At 44.9% G+C, this 21,310-nt stretch carries 21 protein-coding genes; 20 read left to right on the top strand and 1 reads right to left on the bottom strand.

Translation table 11 applies throughout. From position 1 onward, the window contains the following. Window positions 1-11 precede the first annotated feature (11 nt). The 10 genes from V6C11_RS01445 (at window position 12) to folK (ending at window position 8,260) form a co-directional block, all read left to right on the top strand. Window positions 12-1,016 (top strand): 4Fe-4S dicluster domain-containing protein, encoded by a 1,005-nt coding sequence (locus V6C11_RS01445; protein ID WP_333529303.1) that lies wholly within the window; start codon window positions 12-14, stop codon window positions 1,014-1,016. Window positions 1,017-1,038: 22 nt separating this feature from the next. Beyond that, complete coding sequence (locus V6C11_RS01440; RefSeq protein ID WP_333529302.1) at window positions 1,039-1,872, top strand: FAD/NAD(P)-binding protein; 834 nt, start codon at window positions 1,039-1,041, stop codon at window positions 1,870-1,872. 224 nt (window positions 1,873-2,096) lie between these two features. Continuing rightward, a complete protein-coding gene (locus V6C11_RS01435) occupies window positions 2,097-2,498 on the top strand; it encodes a PaaI family thioesterase (protein WP_333529301.1) in 402 nt (133 codons plus the stop codon). A gap of 234 nt (window positions 2,499-2,732) precedes the next feature. After that, window positions 2,733-3,506, top strand: a complete 774-nt coding sequence (locus tag V6C11_RS01430) for an IclR family transcriptional regulator (protein ID WP_333529300.1) — start codon at window positions 2,733-2,735, stop codon at window positions 3,504-3,506. Between the two features lie 41 nt (window positions 3,507-3,547). Continuing rightward, window positions 3,548-3,955, top strand: a complete 408-nt coding sequence (locus V6C11_RS01425; protein ID WP_333529299.1) for a 4Fe-4S dicluster domain-containing protein — start codon at window positions 3,548-3,550, stop codon at window positions 3,953-3,955. Window positions 3,956-4,001: 46 nt separating this feature from the next. Continuing rightward, window positions 4,002-5,816: an aldehyde ferredoxin oxidoreductase family protein gene (locus V6C11_RS01420; RefSeq protein ID WP_333529298.1), complete on the top strand. Its 1,815-nt coding sequence runs from the start codon at window positions 4,002-4,004 to the stop codon at window positions 5,814-5,816. A gap of 17 nt (window positions 5,817-5,833) precedes the next feature. Further along, the gene (locus V6C11_RS01415) at window positions 5,834-6,061 is read left to right on the top strand and encodes a MoaD/ThiS family protein (protein WP_333529297.1); all 228 of its coding nucleotides are present in this window, start codon (window positions 5,834-5,836) and stop codon (window positions 6,059-6,061) included. Between the two features lie 162 nt (window positions 6,062-6,223). After that, window positions 6,224-7,417: a dihydropteroate synthase gene (gene folP / locus V6C11_RS01410; protein WP_333529296.1), complete on the top strand. Its 1,194-nt coding sequence runs from the start codon at window positions 6,224-6,226 to the stop codon at window positions 7,415-7,417. After that, on the top strand, window positions 7,407-7,775 hold the full coding sequence (gene folB, locus V6C11_RS01405) for a dihydroneopterin aldolase (RefSeq protein ID WP_442886014.1): 369 nt from the start codon (window positions 7,407-7,409) through the stop codon (window positions 7,773-7,775). Before folP ends, folB begins: the two co-directional genes overlap by 11 nt. After that, window positions 7,772-8,260, top strand: a complete 489-nt coding sequence (gene folK / locus V6C11_RS01400; RefSeq protein WP_333529294.1) for a 2-amino-4-hydroxy-6-hydroxymethyldihydropteridine diphosphokinase — start codon at window positions 7,772-7,774, stop codon at window positions 8,258-8,260. The genes folB and folK overlap by 4 nt, the downstream gene beginning before the upstream one ends. A 158-nt stretch (window positions 8,261-8,418) precedes the next feature. Here folK and V6C11_RS01395 read toward each other — a convergent pair whose 3' ends face one another. Beyond that, the gene (locus V6C11_RS01395; protein WP_333529293.1) at window positions 8,419-9,873 is read right to left on the bottom strand and encodes a CCA tRNA nucleotidyltransferase; all 1,455 of its coding nucleotides are present in this window, start codon (window positions 9,871-9,873) and stop codon (window positions 8,419-8,421) included. A 221-nt stretch (window positions 9,874-10,094) separates the two neighbouring features. Between V6C11_RS01395 and nadA the strand changes: the two genes are divergently transcribed. The 10 genes from nadA to lysS all read left to right on the top strand — a co-directional run bounded on the left by nadA (window position 10,095) and on the right by lysS (window position 20,933). Further along, window positions 10,095-11,015: a quinolinate synthase NadA gene (nadA, locus tag V6C11_RS01390; RefSeq protein ID WP_333529292.1), complete on the top strand. Its 921-nt coding sequence runs from the start codon at window positions 10,095-10,097 to the stop codon at window positions 11,013-11,015. Window positions 11,016-11,063: 48 nt separating this feature from the next. Then, window positions 11,064-12,650: an L-aspartate oxidase gene (gene nadB / locus V6C11_RS01385; protein WP_333529291.1), complete on the top strand. Its 1,587-nt coding sequence runs from the start codon at window positions 11,064-11,066 to the stop codon at window positions 12,648-12,650. A 12-nt stretch (window positions 12,651-12,662) separates the two neighbouring features. Then, window positions 12,663-13,523 (top strand): carboxylating nicotinate-nucleotide diphosphorylase, encoded by an 861-nt coding sequence (nadC, locus tag V6C11_RS01380; protein ID WP_333529290.1) that lies wholly within the window; start codon window positions 12,663-12,665, stop codon window positions 13,521-13,523. Window positions 13,524-13,729: 206 nt separating this feature from the next. Next, on the top strand, window positions 13,730-14,710 hold the full coding sequence (locus V6C11_RS01375; RefSeq protein WP_333529289.1) for a biotin--[acetyl-CoA-carboxylase] ligase: 981 nt from the start codon (window positions 13,730-13,732) through the stop codon (window positions 14,708-14,710). A gap of 201 nt (window positions 14,711-14,911) precedes the next feature. After that, window positions 14,912-15,472: a biotin transporter BioY gene (locus V6C11_RS01370; RefSeq protein ID WP_333529288.1), complete on the top strand. Its 561-nt coding sequence runs from the start codon at window positions 14,912-14,914 to the stop codon at window positions 15,470-15,472. Between the two features lie 227 nt (window positions 15,473-15,699). After that, entirely contained in the window at window positions 15,700-16,488 is a 789-nt protein-coding gene (locus V6C11_RS01365; protein ID WP_333529287.1) for a type III pantothenate kinase, read from the top strand. After that, window positions 16,485-17,450, top strand: a complete 966-nt coding sequence (gene dusB / locus V6C11_RS01360) for a tRNA dihydrouridine synthase DusB (RefSeq protein WP_333529286.1) — start codon at window positions 16,485-16,487, stop codon at window positions 17,448-17,450. Before V6C11_RS01365 ends, dusB begins: the two co-directional genes overlap by 4 nt. A 184-nt stretch (window positions 17,451-17,634) precedes the next feature. Next, the gene (locus tag V6C11_RS01355; protein WP_333529285.1) at window positions 17,635-18,708 is read left to right on the top strand and encodes a shikimate dehydrogenase; all 1,074 of its coding nucleotides are present in this window, start codon (window positions 17,635-17,637) and stop codon (window positions 18,706-18,708) included. 196 nt (window positions 18,709-18,904) lie between these two features. Beyond that, the gene (gene greA / locus V6C11_RS01350) at window positions 18,905-19,381 is read left to right on the top strand and encodes a transcription elongation factor GreA (protein WP_333529284.1); all 477 of its coding nucleotides are present in this window, start codon (window positions 18,905-18,907) and stop codon (window positions 19,379-19,381) included. Between the two features lie 19 nt (window positions 19,382-19,400). Further along, window positions 19,401-20,933 carry a lysine--tRNA ligase gene (lysS, locus tag V6C11_RS01345; RefSeq protein WP_333529283.1) on the top strand — a complete coding sequence of 511 codons (1,533 nt, stop codon included), beginning with the start codon at window positions 19,401-19,403 and terminating at the stop codon, window positions 20,931-20,933. The last annotated feature ends 377 nt before the right edge of the window (window positions 20,934-21,310 follow it).

Here is a 21,310-nt window from a genome sequence, read left to right as displayed (position 1 = left end):
GGTGAAAAAGGATGATTCTAAACAAAAGCGAAGTAACAAACATACTAGACAAACTGGCCAGTGAATACCGTGTGATCGCACCAGTGGAAAAGAACGGCATGGTTGAATTCGCAGCCATCCAAAAGGGAGAAGAAGCAAAACTAGACTATGCTAACAGCAAAAAGCCAGGTAAAGAAATCCTTTTCCCTCAGTCCGAAGAACTATTCAACTACACCGTAGACGCTGAAGGATTAAGGATGGAAGACAAAGTTGACAGCCAAGCAAGCATCATATTTGGTATGCGGCCCTGCGATGTAAAATCCTGGGTACTGCTGGACAACGTATTTAAAAACGACCAATACACAGACGTATACTACCTGACACGCCGGGCCAACAGCCTGGTGGTTGGCTTAGGCTGTAATGAGCCAGCCAGCACCTGCTTCTGCAGCAGCGTAGCCTGTGGCCCCTTTGCCAAAGAAGGAAGCGACATCTTCTTGACCGACATAGGAGAAGCCTATGTAGTGGAAGGCATCAGCGAAAAAGGGAAAGAACTGCTGGCTAAACTTGGTTTAAGTGAAGCCGGAGCAGAAGCCACCGCAGCAGCAGCTAAACTGCAAGCAGAAGTGAAGGCCGATGGGACCATTAACATCGAGGGAATGGCCGAAAAACTAAGCGGCATGTTTGAACATCCCTACTGGGACAGCCTGCATGAAAAATGCATAGGCTGCGGCGCCTGCACCTACCTGTGCCCCACCTGCCACTGTTTTGACATAGCCGATGAAGCTACCGATTGCGACGGCTGTCGGGTACGGAACTGGGATGCCTGCATGTTCCCGCTGTTTACCCTGCATGGTTCCGGACATAACCCCAGACCAACAGGCAAAGCCCGTTGGAGACAAAGACTCATGCACAAATTCAACTACTTTGTAGAAAGATACAATGCCACCGCCTGCGTTGGTTGCGGTAGGTGCATCAAAAACTGTCCTGTGAACCTGGATATACGTCAAGCACTAGCTGACATCCAGGCACTGGACTAGCGGAAGCGAGGTTGGAAAAGAGATGAGAAACCCTTATCTACCGCTGCCGATGAAATTGGTGAAAAACTTCACCGAGACATCAGACAAATTAATTCATACCTTTACTCTGGAATATCAAAACGAACAGGATGCAGAGAACTTCAAATATGAGCCTGGTCAATTTGCCGAACTGATGGTATATGGCAAAGGAGAGGCACCCTTTGGTATAGCCTCCTCCCCCACCGAGAAAGGCATACTGAAATTCTCCGTGGCCAAAGTGGGCGTGGTCTCCACCGCCCTGCACATGCTGCAAGAGGGAACCACCGTGGGAGTACGCGGTCCCTTAGGAAACAGCTATCCTTTGGAGCAACTGAAAGGCAAGAGCCTGACCATCATAGGCGGCGGCTTTGCATTCACGACCCTGCGTTCCACCATCCAATACATTTTGGATCCTGCCAATCGTGGGGATTACGGCGACCTGACCGTAATCTATGGTGCCAGGAACCCCGGCCTGCTGCTGTACAAAGATGAGTTAGCAGCTTGGGATGCCAGAAGTGACATCAACCTGATCACCACCATTGACCGGGAAGTAGAAGGCTGGAACGGTCGTGTGGGCTTCATCCCCACCGTAACCAAAGAAGTGGCACCCAAGACAGACTATGCCATTATCTGCGGACCGCCGGTAATGATTAAATTTACCATGCCGGTACTAGTAGAATGCGGTTTTACCCCAGAGCGTATCATCATGAGCCTAGAGAACAGGATGAAGTGTGGTATTGGTATGTGCGGTCGTTGCAACGTAGGCAGCAAATATGTTTGCAAGGATGGCCCCGTATTTACCAAGGAGCAGTTGGATAAGCTGCCCAACGAGTACTAATCAATAAAAGCAATTAAAGGGAGTGTCGCAGCCTACGTTTAGTAGTGAGCGACACTCCTTCGTTACTACGCATTAGCCATTAGCTGTTAGCCATTAGCCCAAAAACTAAAAGCTAAGAGCTAAGAGCTAAAGGCCAAAGAAACCAAGGTGCTTGGCACCATCGAATGGTTATCATTTTTTTGGATAGGATAACAAAGGGCTAAAAGCTAAAAGGAGAAACCGTGGTGGAGCCAAAAATTCAGGAAATGATTAATGCTGTCAATGAAAATCCCTTTGGCAAGATGTTGAATATTGAGCTGACGGAGCTAAACACAGGTGAATCCTCTGTTGAAATTACGGTGCTGCCGCATCATCTGAATCCTCATGGGACACTGCATGGTGGAGTGATGGCTACGATGGCTGATATTGCCATGGGAGTTGCTGTGCGTACCCTTGGCAAGGTAGGTATGACCATAAATTTAAACACGAATTTCATAGCCACTGCCCTCCTAGGTGAGCGCGTGATTGCCCGGGGGAAAGTGGTTCATGATGGTAACTCGATCGCTTCCGTGGAATGCACGGTATCGAGGGGGGAAGATATCCTTGCACGGTCCACCGGAGTATGGTATCTACTCAAAAACAAATAATCAGACAGCGTGGATGAACTAGCAATAAAAACAAAGCCTAAAAATAAGGGAGTGTCGAGGCTACTGCGGTAGCTTGTGACACTTCTTTTTTTGTTTGAATAAAGGGGCCTTAAAAAGTACAAAAAGATAGTGTCACGGAAGGAATCTTAAAAAAAAAATCGAATTAATAAATAAACGGGATAACATCCCGCAATACGGGATGTCCTTGCCAAAATAGAATATAAGGGGTATGTAATGAGTAACGAAATATATGTCAAAGCCGTCCTGAAGGCCTTGGATATACTGGAGCATCTCGGAAAAGGCAATCAGGAAAGGGGCTGCTTAGAAATTGGCAGACAATTGAACATGCCAAGCAGTACAGCTCATAGACTCCTGGCTACTTTGGAAATGAGGGGCTATGTCCGACAGAATACTGCCACCGGAGGCTATCGGTTAGGGTCAAGGGTTCTTGACTTGCAGGAACGAGTAGCCAAAGACCTTGACATTAAGCAGATTGCACAGCCCTATTTACTTGAATTGGCTCAGCTAACGAGGGAAGGTTGTAATTTAGGAATATTAGATGACAAAGAGGTTGTACACATAAAAAGGGTTGAAAGCCCGGAAGTGATTAGGGCCAGTATTAGGACCTTACGCTTTAGTGCATTTACATCTGCCATTGGGCAACTTCTATTGGCTTATCTGCCCGAGGGACAGTTGGCAGGGCTGCTCCCCGAAGAATTGCCGGCTCAAACCCCAAACTCAATCACGGATAAGAAAGCCTTTTTAGACCGCATTCAACAAATCAAGAAACAGGGATTTAGCGTAGATAATGAGGAAGGTTTTATCGGGGTGAGGGCAGTGGCAGTACCCATTTTAAATCATAGAGGGAAGGTGATAGCTGGTTTAGGAGTAATCGGACCCACTGAAAGAATGGATTTGGAGAAAATAGAAGAATGCAGGTTATTATTGTCTGAAGCTGCTGCCAACATATCCAGAGAACTGGGTTATGACGAAGGTAATGATTATTAGCAATACGATAGAGAGAGATAACAAAATGAGGAGTGTTCAATATGAAAGTTTTAGCAGCAGACCCCAACAAATGTTTAGGATGCAGGATTTGTGAGCAATGGTGCAGCATGTTCCACTTTCGGGTGAATAACCCCAAAAAGTCCAGGATATCTGTGGTTAGAAGCCATGAGACCTATATGGACTACCCCTTTTCTTGCCAGCAATGTGCAGATACCCCTTGTATTAAGGCTTGCCCTGTAAAGATTCAGGCCCTTAGTGTTGATGAAAATACGGGTGCCATCAAAGTAGACGAAGAAAAATGTATTGCCTGTGGCTTATGCGTTAAGGCCTGCCCCAATCAAGCCATCAAAAAGCACCCCACGGAAAAGCACATGTTAATTTGTGACCTTTGTGGCGGAGACCCCCAGTGTGTAAAACACTGTCCGGGAGATGCACTTTTCTATAATTAAAAAGAGGAAAGCAGATCGGCTTGATCATCAAAAGGAGGCAAACGGGATGAGTAAAAAACAAGGTATCGCAGGGCAACTACTACGTGTTGATTTAACAACTAAGACAGTTACCAAAGAAGAACTTTCTATCGAATTATACCTGGAGTATATTGGTGGTCGGGGCATGGCTGCTTATTTTCTAAATAAAGAAGTGGATTCCAAAACCGATGCATTAGGCCCCGACAACAAGTTGATCTTCTTTAACGGACCTTTTTCGGGGACAATGGTGCCAGGCAACAATAAAATAAATGTGGCCTTTAAATCTCCCCTAACGGAGACTTACTCCTATGCACTGGCCGGCGGCCACTTTGGTCCCGAAATAAGATTTGCTGGCTACGACGGGATTATTATTGAAGGCAAATCGGAAGAACCTGTCTACCTGTGGATTAACGATGACAATGTGGAGATTCGCCCGGCGGCTAATCTGTGGGGCAAAACCATTGCAGAAACAGATCACCTTCTGAAAGAAGAATTAGCCAAAGGCAAAGATCCCCATATCCATGTAGCTTGCATCGGCCGTGGTGGAGAAAATCAAGTGAAGCTGGCTTGTATTACTGCCGATGTCTTCCGTGAATTTGGTCGTGGCGGCTGCGGTGCGGTAATGGGTTCTAAGAACTTAAAAGCCATTGCTGTAAAAGGGACCAAGGATGTTGAAGTGGCAGATCCCCAGGGGCTGATGAATCTCGTAGAAAAGGTTCAGCCCAATTTCTCTGTTGTACCAAAAGCGGTTGTCCGTAGGAAACAAGGTACGAACGAACTAGTTGAACATATTAACGGTGCCGGTTTTATGTGTACCAAGAATTTTAGTGAGGGCTATGCAGAGGCCAATAAATTATTTGAAGGGGCTAAATTTAGAGAAGCGGTGGTGTTTAATGATGCTGCTTGCTATTCTTGTGCCATTGCTTGCAGCAAGAATGTAGCCATTGTCTCCACGAAATATGGTGAGGTTAAACTGGAGGGACCGGAATTTGAAACCTTGGGCCTCTTAGGAACCAACTGTGGGTTAACGACCTGGGATGACGTACTAAAGGTGTCTGCTGTCTGTGACGAGGTTGGTTTAGATTCCATTACTGCCGGCGGTTGTGTAGCCCTGGCAATGGAGTGTTTTGAAAAAGGTATTTTAACACGAAAAGAGACCAATGGTTTGGAATTAAAATTTGGCAATGGCGAAGCGATGGTCAAACTGCTATATATGATAGCAAACCGTGAAGGTATTGGGGCTGATTTGGCTGAGGGCCCAGTCTATGCGGCGAACAAATGGGGTGCCCCGGAATTGGCCATCCATTCTAAGGGTATGACCCCCGCGGTATATGATCCCCGGGGTGCCAAGGGTATGGCACTAACCTATGCTACTTCACCAAAGGGAGCTCACCATATGGTTGCCCCTGTTTTTGGTGGTGAAATGGCTGCCGGAAATCGATTTGAAGAAGCAGGCAAAGAGACACTGGTTCGCAATACCCAGTTAAATTTCTGTATTGTTGACTCCCTGGGTATTTGTGCAACGATCCAAAATGGCTTTTCCCGGGATGATCAAATAGAAGCCTTTAAATTAGTAACGGGCCAAGAGATTACCCAGGCAAAATTGCTGCTATTTGCAGAAAAGCTCTTTAATATGGAAAGAATGTTTAACGTAAAAAACGGTTTCTCTCGCAAGGACGATACCTTGCCTAAGAGATTTACCGAAGAACCGATGCCCAACGGAGAAAGCAAAGGACAAACTGTTAATTTGGAGATCATGTTAGATAGCTATTATGCCCTGATGCAATGGGATAACAATGGTATCCCCAAAGCGGAAAAATTAAAGGAATTGGGGATAGTCTAAGCTAATTTGGAGGAATTATGATAACCGTTACATTGGAATTTCGGCTCTTAGAAAATAAGATAAAAACGGGTGACCGATCCGTAGCCGAAGGGACAACCATATCCGAGTTACTTCTAAGTAATGGGCTTAAGTGGGAGCAGATTCCCCATCTAACCGTATTGGTGGATGGAAAATATGTTGATTTGGGTCATCAACTAAAGGATGGTAATTTTGTCCGTGTTTTGCCACTGTTAGAAGGGGGCTAAAAGAGCAAAGGATGGTATCAAAAATGGAGTGTTGCCTACTGCTAAAAGTAGTTGGCGCACTCCATTTTTATGCCTGACCCTCATGGAGACGGGACATATTTATTTGTGATATACTGAAAAATACGGTATAAATGAACAGAGATCAAGAGGTGATCCTTTGATATGGAAATAGGAGTAAAATATATTGACAATATAGAGCAGGCTAGGCATGAGATTCAGGCTGTGGGCAGTGATCCTGGTGGTTGGCAGCGCATGGCACCTAAAGCGGTACATCGGGTATTAAAAATAACAGGAGCAAGTCCTACCCAGGCAAATATTATTAAGCAGGAGATGTTGGCAAGGGGAGGAGAGGCGGCGGTGGCCCGTGGGGTGGTCAATCATTCTGTTGAAAAAACAGATGTATTACTCATGGCAACCCTTGGCCAGTACAAAGGTTTTATAAAAAAGCTAAGATTACAGCCCTTTGGCTTAGCAACATTGGCAGCTAGATTGGAAGAAATCCTGCACATATTAGAAGGAAATAAAGTTAGAAAAATGGATTGCCGTGGTAAAGTATTGGAATTTGGTCAAAGGACACTGATCATGGGGATTTTAAATAGTACTCCGGATTCCTTTTCTGATGGCGGACGTTATCTGGAAGTAGAAGCAGCTTTGTCACATGCACTTACCATGGAAGAAGAAGGGGCAGATATTATTGACCTGGGGGGCGTATCTACCAGGCCAGGCTTTTCTGAAATTAGTGAGGATGAAGAAAAGCGCAGAATCATCCCTGTATTGGAAAAAATCCTCCCCAGGGTAGCCGTGCCGATTAGTGTGGATACCTGGCGTGCCAGTGTAGCTAGGGAAGTGTTAGAGGTTGGTGCACATATGATTAATGATCAATGGGCCCTTAGGGGTGACCCAGCCTTGGCCGGGGTTGCTGCCCAGTATCAAGTACCCATCATGCTGATGCATAATGGTACAAGCACAGACTACCATGACCTGATGTTGGATATTGTTTCCTTCCTTGGCCGGGGGATTGAAATGGCAGAAGCAGCAGGTATACGAAGGGAAAACATTATTGTTGATCCCGGTATTGGTTTTGCCAAGACCCATGAGCAGAATCTTGAAACCCTTCGGCGTCTAAAGGAACTAACCGTTTTAGGTTGTCCCATTTTATTAGGAACCTCCCGCAAATCGGTTATTGCCAAAACCCTTAACCTGCCAGTGGACCAACGGGTGGAAGGTACTGGTGCCACGGTGGCTTTGGGTATTGCCTGTGGGGCAGATATTGTAAGGGTACATGATGTAAAGGAAATGGTACGGGTCGTTAGAATGAGTGATGCTATCGTCAGGGGGTGTGTTTTTGCGGGATAAAATAATCCTTAAAGGTATGAGATTCTTTGGAAATCATGGTGTTTTTGCGGAAGAGACTAAATTGGGGCAGCGTTTTGAGGTTGATTTGGAGCTGTCATTGAATTTGCAACCGGCAGGTCAAGGGGATGATCTAAGTTTAAGTGTCAGTTATGCTGAAATATATGATATTGTAGAAAAAATTCTAACCGGGCCACCCTTTAAGCTATTAGAAGCGGTGGCTGAGGTAATTGCCCAAAATATCCTGAAGCAGTATGAAAAGATAGAAGAAATTAAGGTTACCCTAAAGAAACCGGAAGCACCGATCAAAGGGATCTTTCAATACATGGCTGTGGAGATTACCAGGAGAAGGGGTTCATGACGATGAGAGTTGCCTATATTGGCCTGGGCAGTAACATGGGTGATAAAAAGGCATATATTCAAAACGCCTTGGAGCAGTTGAGCAAGTACCCCGGGATTCATCTGCTAAGGGCAGCTTCACGTTACGAAAGTGCCCCTTGGGGCTATCCGGACCAAGCGTGGTTTATCAATACAGTGGCCGAAGTGGAAACAAATTTAAGCCCAGAAGAGCTTCTCCAAGTGCTGTTAGACATCGAGAAAAAATTAGATAGAACCAGGGAGATCAAATGGGGACCAAGAACGGTCGATTTGGATATTTTGCTTTATGGTCAAGAAACAATGAATTTCCCTCAATTGCAAATTCCTCATCCCCGCATGCATGAAAGAGCCTTTGTACTGGTTCCCTTGGCAGAGCTATGTCCGGAACTGCGATTGCCCCAGGGTCTGGTTAAGGAACTAGCTGTAAAGGCCTTAGGGGGGCAAGAGGTGAGGAAGGTAGATTATTAGCCGTCAGCTATGTCAGCCTGAGCGACAGAGAAGGATACTGGCTCTAGCCTCTTAATGTTAGAAAATCCTTTGCTATCGCACGCAAAGGGTGACAAAGATGTATGGAAATAAGATTATGCTTTAGGATACAATTATTAAAGGTTAAAGCCCCACAGCGCCTAAAGCTGAGGGCTATTTTTTTTTACCCACCGCAGGGCGGATTCCTTGTCGACAACAGAACCTGAAGCCTGCTCCTCACATAATTTCTCCAATAGCAATCCCACCTTTGGACCCTCGGGGATGCCCAGCTTAACCAGGTCGTGGCCCGAAAGGTACGGTTTTGGATTAAAGATCGCTTGGTCTTTCAGATATTTTTCAATTAGATCAATGATAAAGCGACGATAGGGTACCAATTCACTGATTCTTTCACTTGAAACGAGGGTGGCAGTTAAATCAGCTAAAGATAGTATAAGGATATCTAAGATATGGTCAGCCAGTGAACGAAATAAACGATATATATTTAAGTTGGAAAAGTCTCTTGAGGTGTATAGGTCAAGGGGCAGCATATGATGAAGTATCAAATTTAGCAGTAATTTTCTCTCAGGCCGAGATAATCGAAGTCGTTCTGCCAAAACCTCGGCATAGGGAATACCTGCTTCTGGATGGCCGTGAAAAGAAATGCGTCCATTCTTTTGGGTAAAAGCAGTATCTGGCTTTCCCACATCATGAATAAGTGCAGACAACTTTAAAATTTCAATACGGCTTCTCCCACCGGATAATTCCTGGTTGAAATAAGAAATCAGCGTATGCCCTTCGGGAAAATTGCCGGATAATTCTTTCAAAATCACCTCAAGACACTGATAGGTCCGTAGACAGTGCCGCCAGACATTCTCGGAATGATAGTAATTTTGCTTGGTTTCGGCCATACGACGCTGTCCTGGTAATAAGTACTGCCAAAGGTGCAATTCACGATCCATAAAATCTACCCAGGAAAAGGTCACTGGCAGGCAAAACAGAGCGGATAACTCATGCCAGACCCGTTCACCGGCAACCTGTTCAATTTGTCGCGCACCCTGTCTAAGCAGTACCATGGTCTCTGGAATAATCAGCAGATTAAGTTTGGCAGAGAACCTTAGCCCACGCAGAACCCGTAAAGGGTCCTGTCGAATGGATGTACTGGCGGTTGCCCTTAATAATCCATTTATTAAATCCTGGCTGCCCCGGGTTGGATCAAATATTTTCTTTTTACAATCTGTCCCGTTCACACCTTTATGGATTGGTAAGGCCATGGCATTGATGGTGAAATCCCGAGCCAACAGATCCTGCTGGAGGGTTTTATTGTTAAGAGGACTAAAGTCAAGTTGCCACCGCTTAGTTACCACCCTGATCATTTCGCGATGTTCGTCCAATATAACGAGACTGCCACTATATTGCTCAGCTACTAGCTGGGACAACTGCAACGTTTTTTCCGTGACAATGAAATCCAAGTCTAGAGGTGCCCGATCCAATAGTAGATCCCTCACTGCACCACCAACCAGATAGGTAGTGATGTTTAACTGACTTGAAGTTTCAGCGATGAAGTCCAGCAAATGCTGCATATAAGAATCACCATCCTGAACAAAACCATCAATCATTTAATTATTTACCCATTTTATAAACTTATACGAATATCTCCTGTACCTATTATATTGCAAACCACGGTGGCGAATCCCAACTAGTTGACAAATTTTTACCGGATAGGTAGAATTTTTAAAGGGATAGAATAAATTTCTAACTCGGCAGAAAGTATAATTGTAATTGTATGGGGTTTGCCAAATAAAATTGCCAAGATTTACCTTGGCAAGGAGTTGAGTAAATGTCGATTGAGGATAAAATCAGTCAGCTTACAGAGGATATTAAAAAACTGAAAAAAGAACGCAATGCGATTATTTTAGCCCATGTTTACCAACGACCCGAGGTGCAAGAGGTTGCCGATATTATTGGGGATTCCCTGGAATTATCCCGGCGGGCAGCCGCCACCGATGCAGAGGTAATTGTTTTCTGCGGTGTTCATTTTATGGCGGAGAGTGCGGCTATTCTTTCGCCCGATAAGATTGTCCTATTGCCGGAGGAAAATGCAGGTTGTCCCATGGCAGATATGGTTACTGCTGAAGAATTACGAGCCAAAAAGAAAGAAATGCCAGAGGCATTGGTGGTTGCCTATGTGAACACCTCCGCTGAGGTTAAAGCCGAGAGTGATATTTGCTGTACTTCTGCCAATGCTGTTAAAATTGTTCAATCAATCCCTGAGGACAAGCCCATTATCTTTATCCCAGATAAAAACTTAGGCGCCTATGTGGCCAATCAAACGGGTCGGCCAATGACCCTGTGGGAAGGTTGGTGCAATACCCATGACTGGGTTACTACGGAGGAAGTAACCAAGGCCAAGCAAGAGCACCCGGAAGCGCTGGTATTAATTCATCCAGAATGTCGGCCGGAGGTAGTGGCCATGGCAGACTATGTTTCAAGTACAACGGGATTAATTCGATTTGCCAAAGAAAGCACGGCGAAAGAATTTATTATCGGCACAGAGGCAGGTATTCTACATCAACTATACAAGCAGTGCCCAGGTAAAGAATTTTTCTTGGCCACCAAAAGACTGGTTTGCCCAAATATGAAGGCGACCACTTTAGCAAAGGTTAAGGAGGCATTAGTAACGATGCAGCCCCAGATTACTGTGCCGCCAGAAATTCGTGAAAAATCCCTGAGGTGCCTAGAGAGAATGTTGCATGTTTAAAAAGTAAATGGTTATGGTAAAGGATAATATTGGGGGGAGTTGTTTTCCGTGTCTAATCGATACCTGGTTAATTTTGATTCCAGGGATTTACCCCAACAAAAAGCAGAGTATTTGATCATTGGCGGAGGTATTGCAGGTCTTTTTACCGCCTGGGCAGCTGCCCAAACAGGTGCACAAGTAACCCTTTTGACCAAGCGCACGGTTGCTGAAAGCAACACGGACAGAGCCCAGGGAGGTATTGCTGCTGCTTTAGGACAACACGACTCTCCTGAATTACATATGAAAGATACATTAATTGCCGGAGCCGGTCTATGCAGTGCGGATGCTGTAAGAATATTGGTAAATGAAGGACCCAAGAGAGTGAAAGAATTAATTAACATGGGGGCATGCTTTGATCGAACGGGTGATGACCTATGTTTTACCAGGGAAGGTTGCCATAGTCAAGATCGTATACTCCATGCCCAGGGTGATGCCACAGGGGCAGAAATTTTACGCGCCCTTAGCCTGAATGTGGCCTCTTTATCCCGTGTCGAAATTCATGAAAACCAATATGTTGTTGATCTGTTGGTTGAGGATAATATTTGTTATGGTGCCTTGGCGATGGATCAGGTCACTGGGGAATTCCGTATTTTTAGAGGGAAGGCAATTGTTTTAGCAACAGGCGGTTCAGGACGCTTGTATAACTATACCACCAACCCCGAGGTTGCCACTGCCGATGGCATAGCCCTCGCTTATCGGGCTGGTGCTGAGGTTATGGATATGGAATTTATTCAGTTTCATCCAACCTCGTTGGTCCTACCCGATGCACCCCGCTTCTTAATTTCCGAAGCTGTACGGGGAGAAGGGGCTCTATTGCGGGATGCAAGGGGAGAGAGGTTCATGCCTCAGTACCATGGCATGGCTGAACTTGCCCCCCGAGACATTGTGTCCCGTGCGATTTTAAGCGAAATGGCTAAGACGGAAGCCAATTCCGTTTTTCTTGACCTGACCCATTTGGAGGCTGACAGAATAAAGGAACGCTTTCCTACGATAACATTAACTTGTTCGAAGTATGGTTTAGATATTACCAAGGATTTTATACCCGTTGCACCGGCGGCCCATTACATGATGGGTGGCGTGAAAACAGATCTTTGGGGTGAAACAAGTATTCAACGCTTATTCGCCTGTGGTGAGGCTAGCTGTATGGCTGTACATGGTGCCAATCGTTTGGCCAGCAACTCTTTGCTCGATGGTTTGGTTTGGGGTGGTCGAATCGTTCAACGGACAAAGTGTATTTTGGAAGAAGACCTACCCGATGAGCCGGAGTTTTCTTGCCACGATTTATTAGCGACTCCCGAAGTAAATTATTTAAGTTTAAGAAAGAAGTTGCAGCAAATTATGGGTGAAAAAGTAGGTCCGTTACGGACTGCCCAACGCTTAGCCCAGGCATTGGCTTTCTTTGACTCCTGCTCATACCTGGCCCAGTATGAAGTGACTGATACAGCTAAAATGGAAGTCCGCAACATGTTAGAGGTGGGGGCACTGATAACAGAGGCTGCCATGATGCGTTCTGAAAGTAGGGGAGGCCATTTTCGGTTAGACTATCCAGAAACATCGGATCGGTGGCGAAAGCATATTATTCTTAAGTGCAATTAATGGAGGTTCCCCATGAATCTAAATATGATGGATATTAAAAAAATAATTGAAACTTCCCTGGCTGAGGATGTTGGCACCGGGGATATCACAACCAACAGCACGATACCCACTGATTATCAGACCAAGGCGATTATCTTTGTGAAAGAACCAGGGGTGGTTGCTGGCATACCAGTGGCGGAAGCTGTTTTCCGCCATCTAGCCCCGGAGATCACGTTTACTCCTCAGGTTGAGGATGGTGCCAAATTGGCCGCTGGTGACGTTATTGCAGAGGTGGCAGGAAATGCCCGGGCTATTTTAACGGGTGAACGCTTGGCCTTGAATTTTTTACAAAGAATGAGCGGCATAGCCAGTCGTACGGCATCCTTAGTGGAAAAAATAAAACTTTACCCCGTACGGGTTGTGGATACCCGCAAGACAACCCCTGGCTTACGGATGCTGGAAAAATACGCTGTTCAGGTTGGTGGTGGCTTTAATCACCGTTATGGACTTTATGATGCAGTTTTAATTAAAGATAACCACATTAAAGTTGCCGGGGGTATAACCAAGGCCATTTTAGCAGCCAGGCATAATGTACCCCATACAATTAAAATTGAGGTCGAAGTAGAAAGCCTGGAAGGTGTCACGGAGGCATTGGAAGCCAGGGCGGATATTATTATGCTCGATAATATGGATCATGCTACCATGAGGGAGGCAGTAAAAATGATCGACGGGCGTGCCTTGGTGGAAGCTTCGGGCAGCATAAACGAGGAAACGATCGTTTCAGTTGCCAAGACCGGCGTGGATTTGATATCTGTGGGTGCCCTTACCCATTCTATCAAGTCCTTGGATATTAGTTTGGATATTGGAGAAATAAAGGCGAAAAGTAACCCATAAGTTCTTAAATAAAGTGACAATCCCTCCCCTTGAACTGCGAGATTTTTAGGGGAGGGGTTATTTTGTTTTTTTTTTGCCCCGAACGTTAACCTGAAAATAAAGGGTGGTTGACAAATGAGGAGATGTAGGATAATATTTAGCCATTCGTCTTGGCTATAACCATGTACAAAAGAATGTAAGTGTTAATACGTAAAAAGGTGAGATAAATGAATTCCAAACAAAAAATTCTCCGATTACTTAGGGAGGAAGAGCCGGGGTATGTTTCCGGTGAATATATTTGTCAGCAGCTTCAGGTATCCAGAACAGCTATCTGGAAAACCATTGAATCATTGCGCAGCGATGGCTATGACATAGAGGCCAGGCCAAGGGTGGGTTATCGTTTGTTGGCCTCCCCTGAGCTCCTTGACCCGGCAGAATGGTCTGCGTCGATCAAGACACAAATTATCGGGCAGGCGATAAGCTATCACAAAGCAACCACCTCCACCAATGATGTGGCCAAAGATTTAGCCCGCCGGGGGGCGGTAGAGGGAACCGTTGTAGTTACTGAGGAACAAACCAAAGGTCGCGGTAGACTAGGCCGTACCTGGCAGTCCCTGCCCCAGGCTGGACTTTGTTTTTCCGTGATCTTATATCCCAAAGCCAATCCAATGGAAGTGCCGCAATTTACCATGTTAGCAGCAGTGGCAGTGGTCAAGGCCTTAGAGCGCACAGTAGGCCTTAAGGCGAAGGTAAAATGGCCCAATGACGTTTATATTAAGGGTCAAAAGATAGGCGGCATCCTGGCAGAAATGGTAGCGGAGGCTGACAGAGTAAAGTATGTGGTGCTGGGAATCGGCCTGAATGTCAATCAAAGGCAGGAGGAACTGGCAATGATCGGTCAAGGGGCAACTTCTCTGAGGGTCCAGTTAGGAAAACCATTCATTCGCTCTCAGGTATTCGTACCCCTCTTAGAGGAACTGGATGTGCTCTATAACCTCTGGCAACAACAGGGCTTTTTACCCCTAAAAAAAATGTGGCAAGAAGTTGCCTTGTGGGTAGGAGACACCGTACAGGTACTCGACCTACATAACCACTGGCAGGGGGTAATGGAAGGAATCGATGAAAGTGGCGCATTGCTTCTCAGATTACCCAATGGTAACAGCAAGACCTTCTTTTCAGGGGAAGTTTCATTAAGAACGATTAATTAGTGGAGCGAAGTAGGGAGCAGTTTGCTAAAAAGATTAGAAACTTTGTGTCATCCTGGGGGATAGAGCGGACCGTGGATTTAACCCTTCAATGATCGAAAGATCCTTCGCCTTCGCTCAGGATGACATTGCGGAGGCCAGCTCTTTTTTAGCCTAAATGTCAACCTACTAAAATAAAATAGTTAACGAGGGAGAGTGTTTCATTTGCGAATTTCCAGCAGGGAAATAACTTTAGCAGGTTTGATGGCAGCAATCATGGTGATCGTAACAATCATCACCCGAATACCCTTTGTATTGGCAGTGGTGCCCTTTAGTTTGCAACCTTTAATAGCGATACTAGCCGGTTTGCTGTTGGGTGCGCGAATGGGAGCCCTAAGTGTCATTGTTTACTTACTACTAGGTCTAATGGGTCTGCCAGTGTTTGCCACAGAGCCATTTGGCGGTCCTGCCTATGTACTTAAGCCCACCTTTGGTTTTCTTTTGGGTCAAGTGCTGGCTGCCTATACAGCCGGAAAGATTTTTGAAGGCCAGCAAAATAAGGAAATAAAGAATTATTTATTGGCTGCCATGGTTGGCATGGCTGTAATCTATGTGGTTGGCTTACCCTATCTCTATGCCGTGTTAAATTTATATCTTGGAAAACCTGTATCGCTAATGGGAGCCTTAAAAATTGGTTTTCTGCCCTTTGTTGTTTGGGACTTAGTAAAAGCAGTAATTATTGCAGTGCTGGCAAGGTCCATTCATCAACGATTGCCCCGAAATTAGCTAGCAATGCGGAACGACCGCTGTGTCGTTCCGCATTGCTAGCTTTTGCTGTTTGTGTACGGGTAATTGCACTTTGAGTATTAAACTGGTAGAATGTTTCATGAATTCTATAAAAAAAGATATTTCTCAACGGTTTGATCTGAGAACGGCTAGGAGTCTTTGCCAAGGTTATTTAGCCCATGGCTCATGGCCTAAGGCATATGGACATGAGAAAGGTAGGGAACAGTTTGATACTGGCAATTGACGTTGGTAACACGAATATTGTATTTGGCGTTTTTAAAGATAAAGACCTGATGGCTAACTGGCGTTTAGCCACGGACCGCAACCGGACAACGGACGAATATGGAGTCTTGATGAAAGAACTGTTTACCTTAGCCAAAATAAATATAAACTTAATTGAAGGAGTTATTATTTCTTCGGTGGTTCCGCCAGTAAACGGACTGATTGAGTCAATGGTAAAAAAATACTTTAAATTAGATCCTATTATGGTGGGGCCTGGAATTAAAACTGGCATATCCATAAAAACGGAGAACCCTAGGGAAGTAGGGGCCGATCGGATTGTTAATGCGGTGGCCGCCTATGCCCTTTACGGCGGACCTTTAATATTAGTTGACTTTGGGACAGCCACCACCCTTTGCTATGTAACAGCTACGGGAGAATACTTAGGTGGGGTCATTGCCCCGGGCATAGGCATTTCCACGGAGGCCCTCTTTGCTAGGGCTGCGAAATTACCCCGGGTAGAATTAACAAAACCTGCCTCGGTTATCGGTAAAAATACGGTAAGTGCCATGCAAGCCGGGATCATCTTTGGATTTGCAGGGCAAATTGAAATGATTGTTAAGAAGATGAAACAAGAGATGGGATCGGATGCGCAAGTAATAGCAACGGGCGGGTTGGCAGAGATAATTGCCAGGGAGACTCCCGTTATTACTAAAGTTAATCCGACATTAACTTTGACTGGACTTTGTCTTCTTTACGAGAACAACAGGGGAACAAATGGGGGACTGGCCTCGTGAACATAGGTTCCGTAAAACTTGCTAATCATGTCATTGCTGCTCCAATGGCGGGGGTAACCGATAGGGCTTATCGGATAATTGCCAGGGAACAGGGGTGTGGCTTGGCTGTTACTGAAATGGTAAGCGATTTGGCACTGCTTTTTGCTAATCCCAGGACGTACCGCATGTTGGACTTCCGGGGGGAAATAGAACCCCTAAGTGTCCAGATTTTTGGTTCAAATCCTGAAACAATGGCTAAGGCGGCCGCCATTGTTGTGGAAAGAGGGGCAAATATTGTTGATATTAACATGGGCTGTCCCACCCCTAAAATTGTCAAAAATAACGAGGGCAGTGCGCTAATGAGGGAGCCTCAATTGGCTGCTAAAATTACAGAGTCGGTGGTAAAAGCAGTTCCATCGGTTCCTGTGACAGTAAAGTTTCGTAAAGGTTGGGATGAACATTCGGTAAATGCCGTTGAGTTTGCTCGACGGATGGAAGAGTCAGGGGCTGCCGCCGTAGCTGTCCATGGACGTACCAGAAGTCAATTTTATAGCGGCAAGGCAGACTGGGAGATTATAAAAAAGGTTAAAGAAGCCTTACGGATACCTGTTATTGGCAACGGGGATATCTGGTCAGCCCAGGATGCTGCAAGGATGTTAGGGGTTACTGGTTGTGATGGCATCATGGTGGGTCGCGGAGCCATGGGAAATCCTTGGCTATTTCGGGAACTTGTTCATTTCTTAAATACGGGAGAAGTGTTGCCTGGCCCAAATCCCGAGGAAAGAATTAAAACCGCCATCCGCCACTTGGCATTAATGGTGGAATCTAAGGGGGAACAAGTGGCCGTTTTTGAAATGAGAAAACATGCTGCCTGGTATACAAAGGGGATGAGGGGAGCCGCCCGTATACGAGAAATGATCAACAAGGCCCAAAGTAGAAAGGAAATTGAGGAGATTCTTAAAAGTCTACTTTGCGAAGTGTAAAGCTGGGACGGGTTGTTATCCTATGACGAACATGATATAGAGGTAATTAAAGAAGTGCCGCGAAATTACATAATAAAGTAGTTTGTTACGGCACCCCCTTTTTACCATTTTTATTAATGATTGAGGGTTTGTAGGCATATGATTGTAAAGAAATACCCATAATACAGGAACGGGGGGAGCAAAGATGAAAAACTTTGCATTTATTATACACCCATTGGATTGCAGCGATGTTGCCAGGAAGTTTTATTTTACGCGCTATATGCCCGATGCCTTAATTGAAAGGACTTTAAAGCTGCTCCCCCCCATTAAGATTTCGGCCATTACTGGTATTCGTTCCTCAGAGGCGGAGATTGAAGGGTCCTTTATATCTTGCCTGCTTACCGCTAAACAAATGAAAGAATTGCCCCAAGCCTTTGTCCTAAAAAAAATTATTCAAGCGGGGCAATTGGCAGAAAAAATGGGGGCAGATGTAGTGGGTTTGGGGGCTTTTACTAAAGTGGTGGGCGATGCTGGGATCACGGTTGCAAAAAGTTTAAACATACCGGTAACTACCGGCAACAGTTATACGGTTGCCATAGCTCTTGAAGGGGCCAAAAAAGCGGCTCAATTAATGGGTCATGATTTGAAAAAGGCAAGGGTTACCGTAGTAGGTGCCACCGGTTCAATCGGTAGTGTATGTGCCTTATCGCTAGCAAGGGATGTAAATAATTTAACACTGGTAGGCAGGAATGAGCCGAAGCTGCATTTATTGGCGGATCGTATTATGTATGAGACGGGGTTAGCGGCGGAGGTTAGTTCCAATATGAAAGCTGCTTTAACGAAGTCCGATTTGGTAATTACAGTGACCAGTTCAATGGACAACATCATTCAGCCAGAGGACCTAAAGCCAGGAGCGGTGGTTTGTGATGTGGCTAGGCCAAGGGATGTTTCTCGACGAGTGATTGAGGAACGGGATGATGTATTAGTTATTGAGGGGGGTATTGTGGAGGTACCAGGGGATGTGAATTTTAATTTTAATTTTGGTTTTCCCCCAAAAACGGCCTACGCCTGTATGGCAGAAACCATGATTCTTGCACTGGAAGGAAAAATGGAGAGCTATACCCTGGGGAGAGACCTCACCCTTAAACAAGTTGAAGATATCTTCCGACTGGGGCAAAAACATGGCTTTAAATTAGCCGGTTTTAGAAGTTTTGAAAAACCCATATCCGAAGAAGAAATTAATTTAATAAAACGGCGGGCCATCATAAAGGTGTCCTAACAATTTTAATGGTTTCTCTAATGAATCCTTGACAAATAATTAGTGGTGTTTTTATAATGTACAGGAACAAGACCCAGAAAGGAAGCACTGCAATTGGCATCACCTTTTGCAGTGCTTTAACTGTAGATAGGCTTATTGCTAAGAATTGCTAATAAAAAAGAGATAAAATAGTTATGGAGAGACAAGGAGAATCGGAATGAAAGAAAAAGATGTAATGCTTACAGTAACTGGTTTAAAGCAGTTGGAGGATGAGTTAAACCAACTAAAGACTGTAAAAAGACGCCAAGTTGCGGAGCGGATTAAACAAGCCATTGAATTTGGAGATATCAGTGAGAACTCGGAATATGAAGATGCCAAAAATGAGCAGGCCTTTATTGAAGGTCGTATCTTAACGCTTGAAAAGATGTTGCGTAATGCCAAATTAATTGATGATGAAAACCTAGATAATGATGTTGTGTCCCTAGGGTCCAAAGTCGTTTTAAAGGATCTTGAATTTGGTGATAGGTTAGAATACACCCTGGTGGGATCTGTTGAAGCAGACCCGGATGCAAATAAAATATCCAATGAATCTCCGGTAGGTAAGGCTATTTTAGGACAACCCAAGGGGAACATTGTGGAAGTAAATGTTCCGGCAGGCGTTTTAAAATACGAAATTGTTGACATTTTGAGGTAGCGTTTGGGGGTTTTTGTTAATGGCAGATATTAATAATAAAAATTTAGATCCGTCGGCTCCGGGTGAACCGGAGGCCGGCCAAACCACTGTAGAAGATCTCAATGAACTTATGAAAGTTCGCAGGGATAAACTGCAGGAACTTATCGCCCAAGGGGTGGAGCCCTTTGGACAAAAATATGAGCAGACCCACTATACCGCTGATATTATTGATCAGTTTGATGCGATGGATGGACATGCTGTGGTCATAGCTGGTCGTATTATGGCTAAACGGGTAATGGGCAAAGCTAGCTTTGCTAACGTACAGGACAGCAAGGGCAATATTCAGGTATATGCCAGATTGGACGATCTAGGGGCAGATGATTACGCCCGTTTTGAAAAGCTTGATATCGGGGATATGATTGGTTGTTCAGGAAAAGTCTTTAAAACCCGTAAGGGAGAAATCACTGTACATATTGACAATTACAAAATTTTGGCTAAGTCCTTACGTCCCCTGCCGGAAAAATGGCATGGTCTAAAGGATGTTGATTTGCGGTATCGCCAACGGTATGTGGATCTGATTGTTAATCCAGAAGTAAAACAAACCTTTATTACCCGTAGCAAAGTGGTAAGGGGCATTCGTAACTATTTAGATCAAAAGGGATTCCTAGAAGTAGAAACTCCCATGATGCATCCCATAGCAGGCGGGGCCAGTGCACGTCCTTTTATTACACATCATAACACCTTAGATATGAACCTCTTTATGCGGATTGCTCCAGAACTTTACCTTAAACGTTTATTGGTAGGTGGATTTGATAAGGTTTACGAAATCAATCGAAATTTTCGTAATGAAGGTATTTCCACCAGACACAATCCCGAATTTACGATGATTGAATTGTATCAAGCCTATGCAGATTATAAGGACATGATGGATCTTACAGAGGATCTGATTTCCCAGGTTGCACAGGAGGTACTTGGTACAGCAACAATAGAATATGAGGGCACGGAAATAAGTCTGGCCAAACCCTGGCGGCGGGTTCCCATGTTAGAAATCGTTAAGGAACATTCGGGATTGGATTTTACCCAGCTAAAGACTGCCCAGGAGGCTTATGAGGCTGCCAAGGGTTTAGGTTTGGCGATCGAATCAGGTGCCTCTTGGGGGGATATTCTCAATACTGTGTTTGAGGAAAAGGTAGAGGACAAGCTAATCCAACCGACCTTTGTAATTGATTATCCCGTTGATATATCACCCCTAGCCAAACGGCAGCAGGAAAACCCAGAATTAACCTACCGCTTTGAATTATTTATTTATGGCAGGGAATTGGCCAATGCCTTCTCCGAGCTTAACGATCCCATTGATCAAAAGGGTAGATTTATGAAACAAGTAGAAAAAAGACAAGCCGGTGATGAAGAGGCCCAGATGTATGATGAAGATTACATTCACGCCTTGGAGTATGGGATGCCACCTGCCGGGGGCTTAGGCATCGGAATTGACCGTCTGGTGATGCTTTTAACCAATTCATCATCTATTCGGGACGTTATTTTATTCCCCCTGATGAGACCCAGGGAATCCTAAAACTCGATTAAATATAAGCTTTGACATTAACTGCCGGGAGTGATAATATATATTTTGTCTCCCGGCAGACAAAGTCGGACAAAGACAGGAAAAAACTGTCACTGGACAAAGGACAACGATAAGTGTATAATAAAAAACTGTGATCAAGACGACAGCATTGTTGTTAAAAAACATTATGAAATAAATCTTGACACGGAATCTTCAATATGGTAACATTTCAAATCGAGGGCAAGCAATGCCTCGGCAAAACCGGTCTTTGAAAACTAAACAGCAGATGATGGATGAAAAACAGGTCAAGTCAAAAGTCATCGTTAAGATGAAACTAAGACGACCACAAAAAACATCCTCGTCAAGCGTTATGAAAAGACGCTAGCGAG

The organism is Desulfotomaculum sp. 1211_IL3151 (assembly GCF_036763075.1).
Classification (GTDB): domain Bacteria; phylum Bacillota; class Desulfotomaculia; order Desulfotomaculales; family Desulfotomaculaceae; genus Desulfotomaculum.
The sequence above is the reverse complement of the archived record's forward strand: the minus strand, read 5'-3'. Positions and strand labels throughout refer to the sequence as shown.

What these genes read in the sequence shown, in the direction of transcription:
- V6C11_RS01445 (WP_333529303.1), top strand. Translation starts at nt 12, where the DNA reads ATGATTCTAAACAAAAGCGAAGTAACAAACATACTAGACAAACTGGCC.
- V6C11_RS01440 (WP_333529302.1), top strand. Translation starts at nt 1,039, where the DNA reads ATGAGAAACCCTTATCTACCGCTGCCGATGAAATTGGTGAAAAACTTC.
- V6C11_RS01430 (WP_333529300.1), top strand. Translation starts at nt 2,733, where the DNA reads ATGAGTAACGAAATATATGTCAAAGCCGTCCTGAAGGCCTTGGATATA.
- V6C11_RS01425 (WP_333529299.1), top strand. Translation starts at nt 3,548, where the DNA reads ATGAAAGTTTTAGCAGCAGACCCCAACAAATGTTTAGGATGCAGGATT.
- V6C11_RS01420 (WP_333529298.1), top strand. Translation starts at nt 4,002, where the DNA reads ATGAGTAAAAAACAAGGTATCGCAGGGCAACTACTACGTGTTGATTTA.
- V6C11_RS01415 (WP_333529297.1), top strand. Translation starts at nt 5,834, where the DNA reads ATGATAACCGTTACATTGGAATTTCGGCTCTTAGAAAATAAGATAAAA.
- folP (WP_333529296.1), top strand. Translation starts at nt 6,224, where the DNA reads ATGGAAATAGGAGTAAAATATATTGACAATATAGAGCAGGCTAGGCAT.
- folK (WP_333529294.1), top strand. Translation starts at nt 7,772, where the DNA reads ATGACGATGAGAGTTGCCTATATTGGCCTGGGCAGTAACATGGGTGAT.
- V6C11_RS01395 (WP_333529293.1), bottom strand. Translation starts at nt 9,873, where the DNA reads ATGATTGATGGTTTTGTTCAGGATGGTGATTCTTATATGCAGCATTTG.
- nadA (WP_333529292.1), top strand. Translation starts at nt 10,095, where the DNA reads ATGTCGATTGAGGATAAAATCAGTCAGCTTACAGAGGATATTAAAAAA.
- nadC (WP_333529290.1), top strand. Translation starts at nt 12,663, where the DNA reads ATGAATCTAAATATGATGGATATTAAAAAAATAATTGAAACTTCCCTG.
- V6C11_RS01375 (WP_333529289.1), top strand. Translation starts at nt 13,730, where the DNA reads ATGAATTCCAAACAAAAAATTCTCCGATTACTTAGGGAGGAAGAGCCG.
- V6C11_RS01355 (WP_333529285.1), top strand. Translation starts at nt 17,635, where the DNA reads ATGAAAAACTTTGCATTTATTATACACCCATTGGATTGCAGCGATGTT.
- greA (WP_333529284.1), top strand. Translation starts at nt 18,905, where the DNA reads ATGAAAGAAAAAGATGTAATGCTTACAGTAACTGGTTTAAAGCAGTTG.
- lysS (WP_333529283.1), top strand. Translation starts at nt 19,401, where the DNA reads ATGGCAGATATTAATAATAAAAATTTAGATCCGTCGGCTCCGGGTGAA.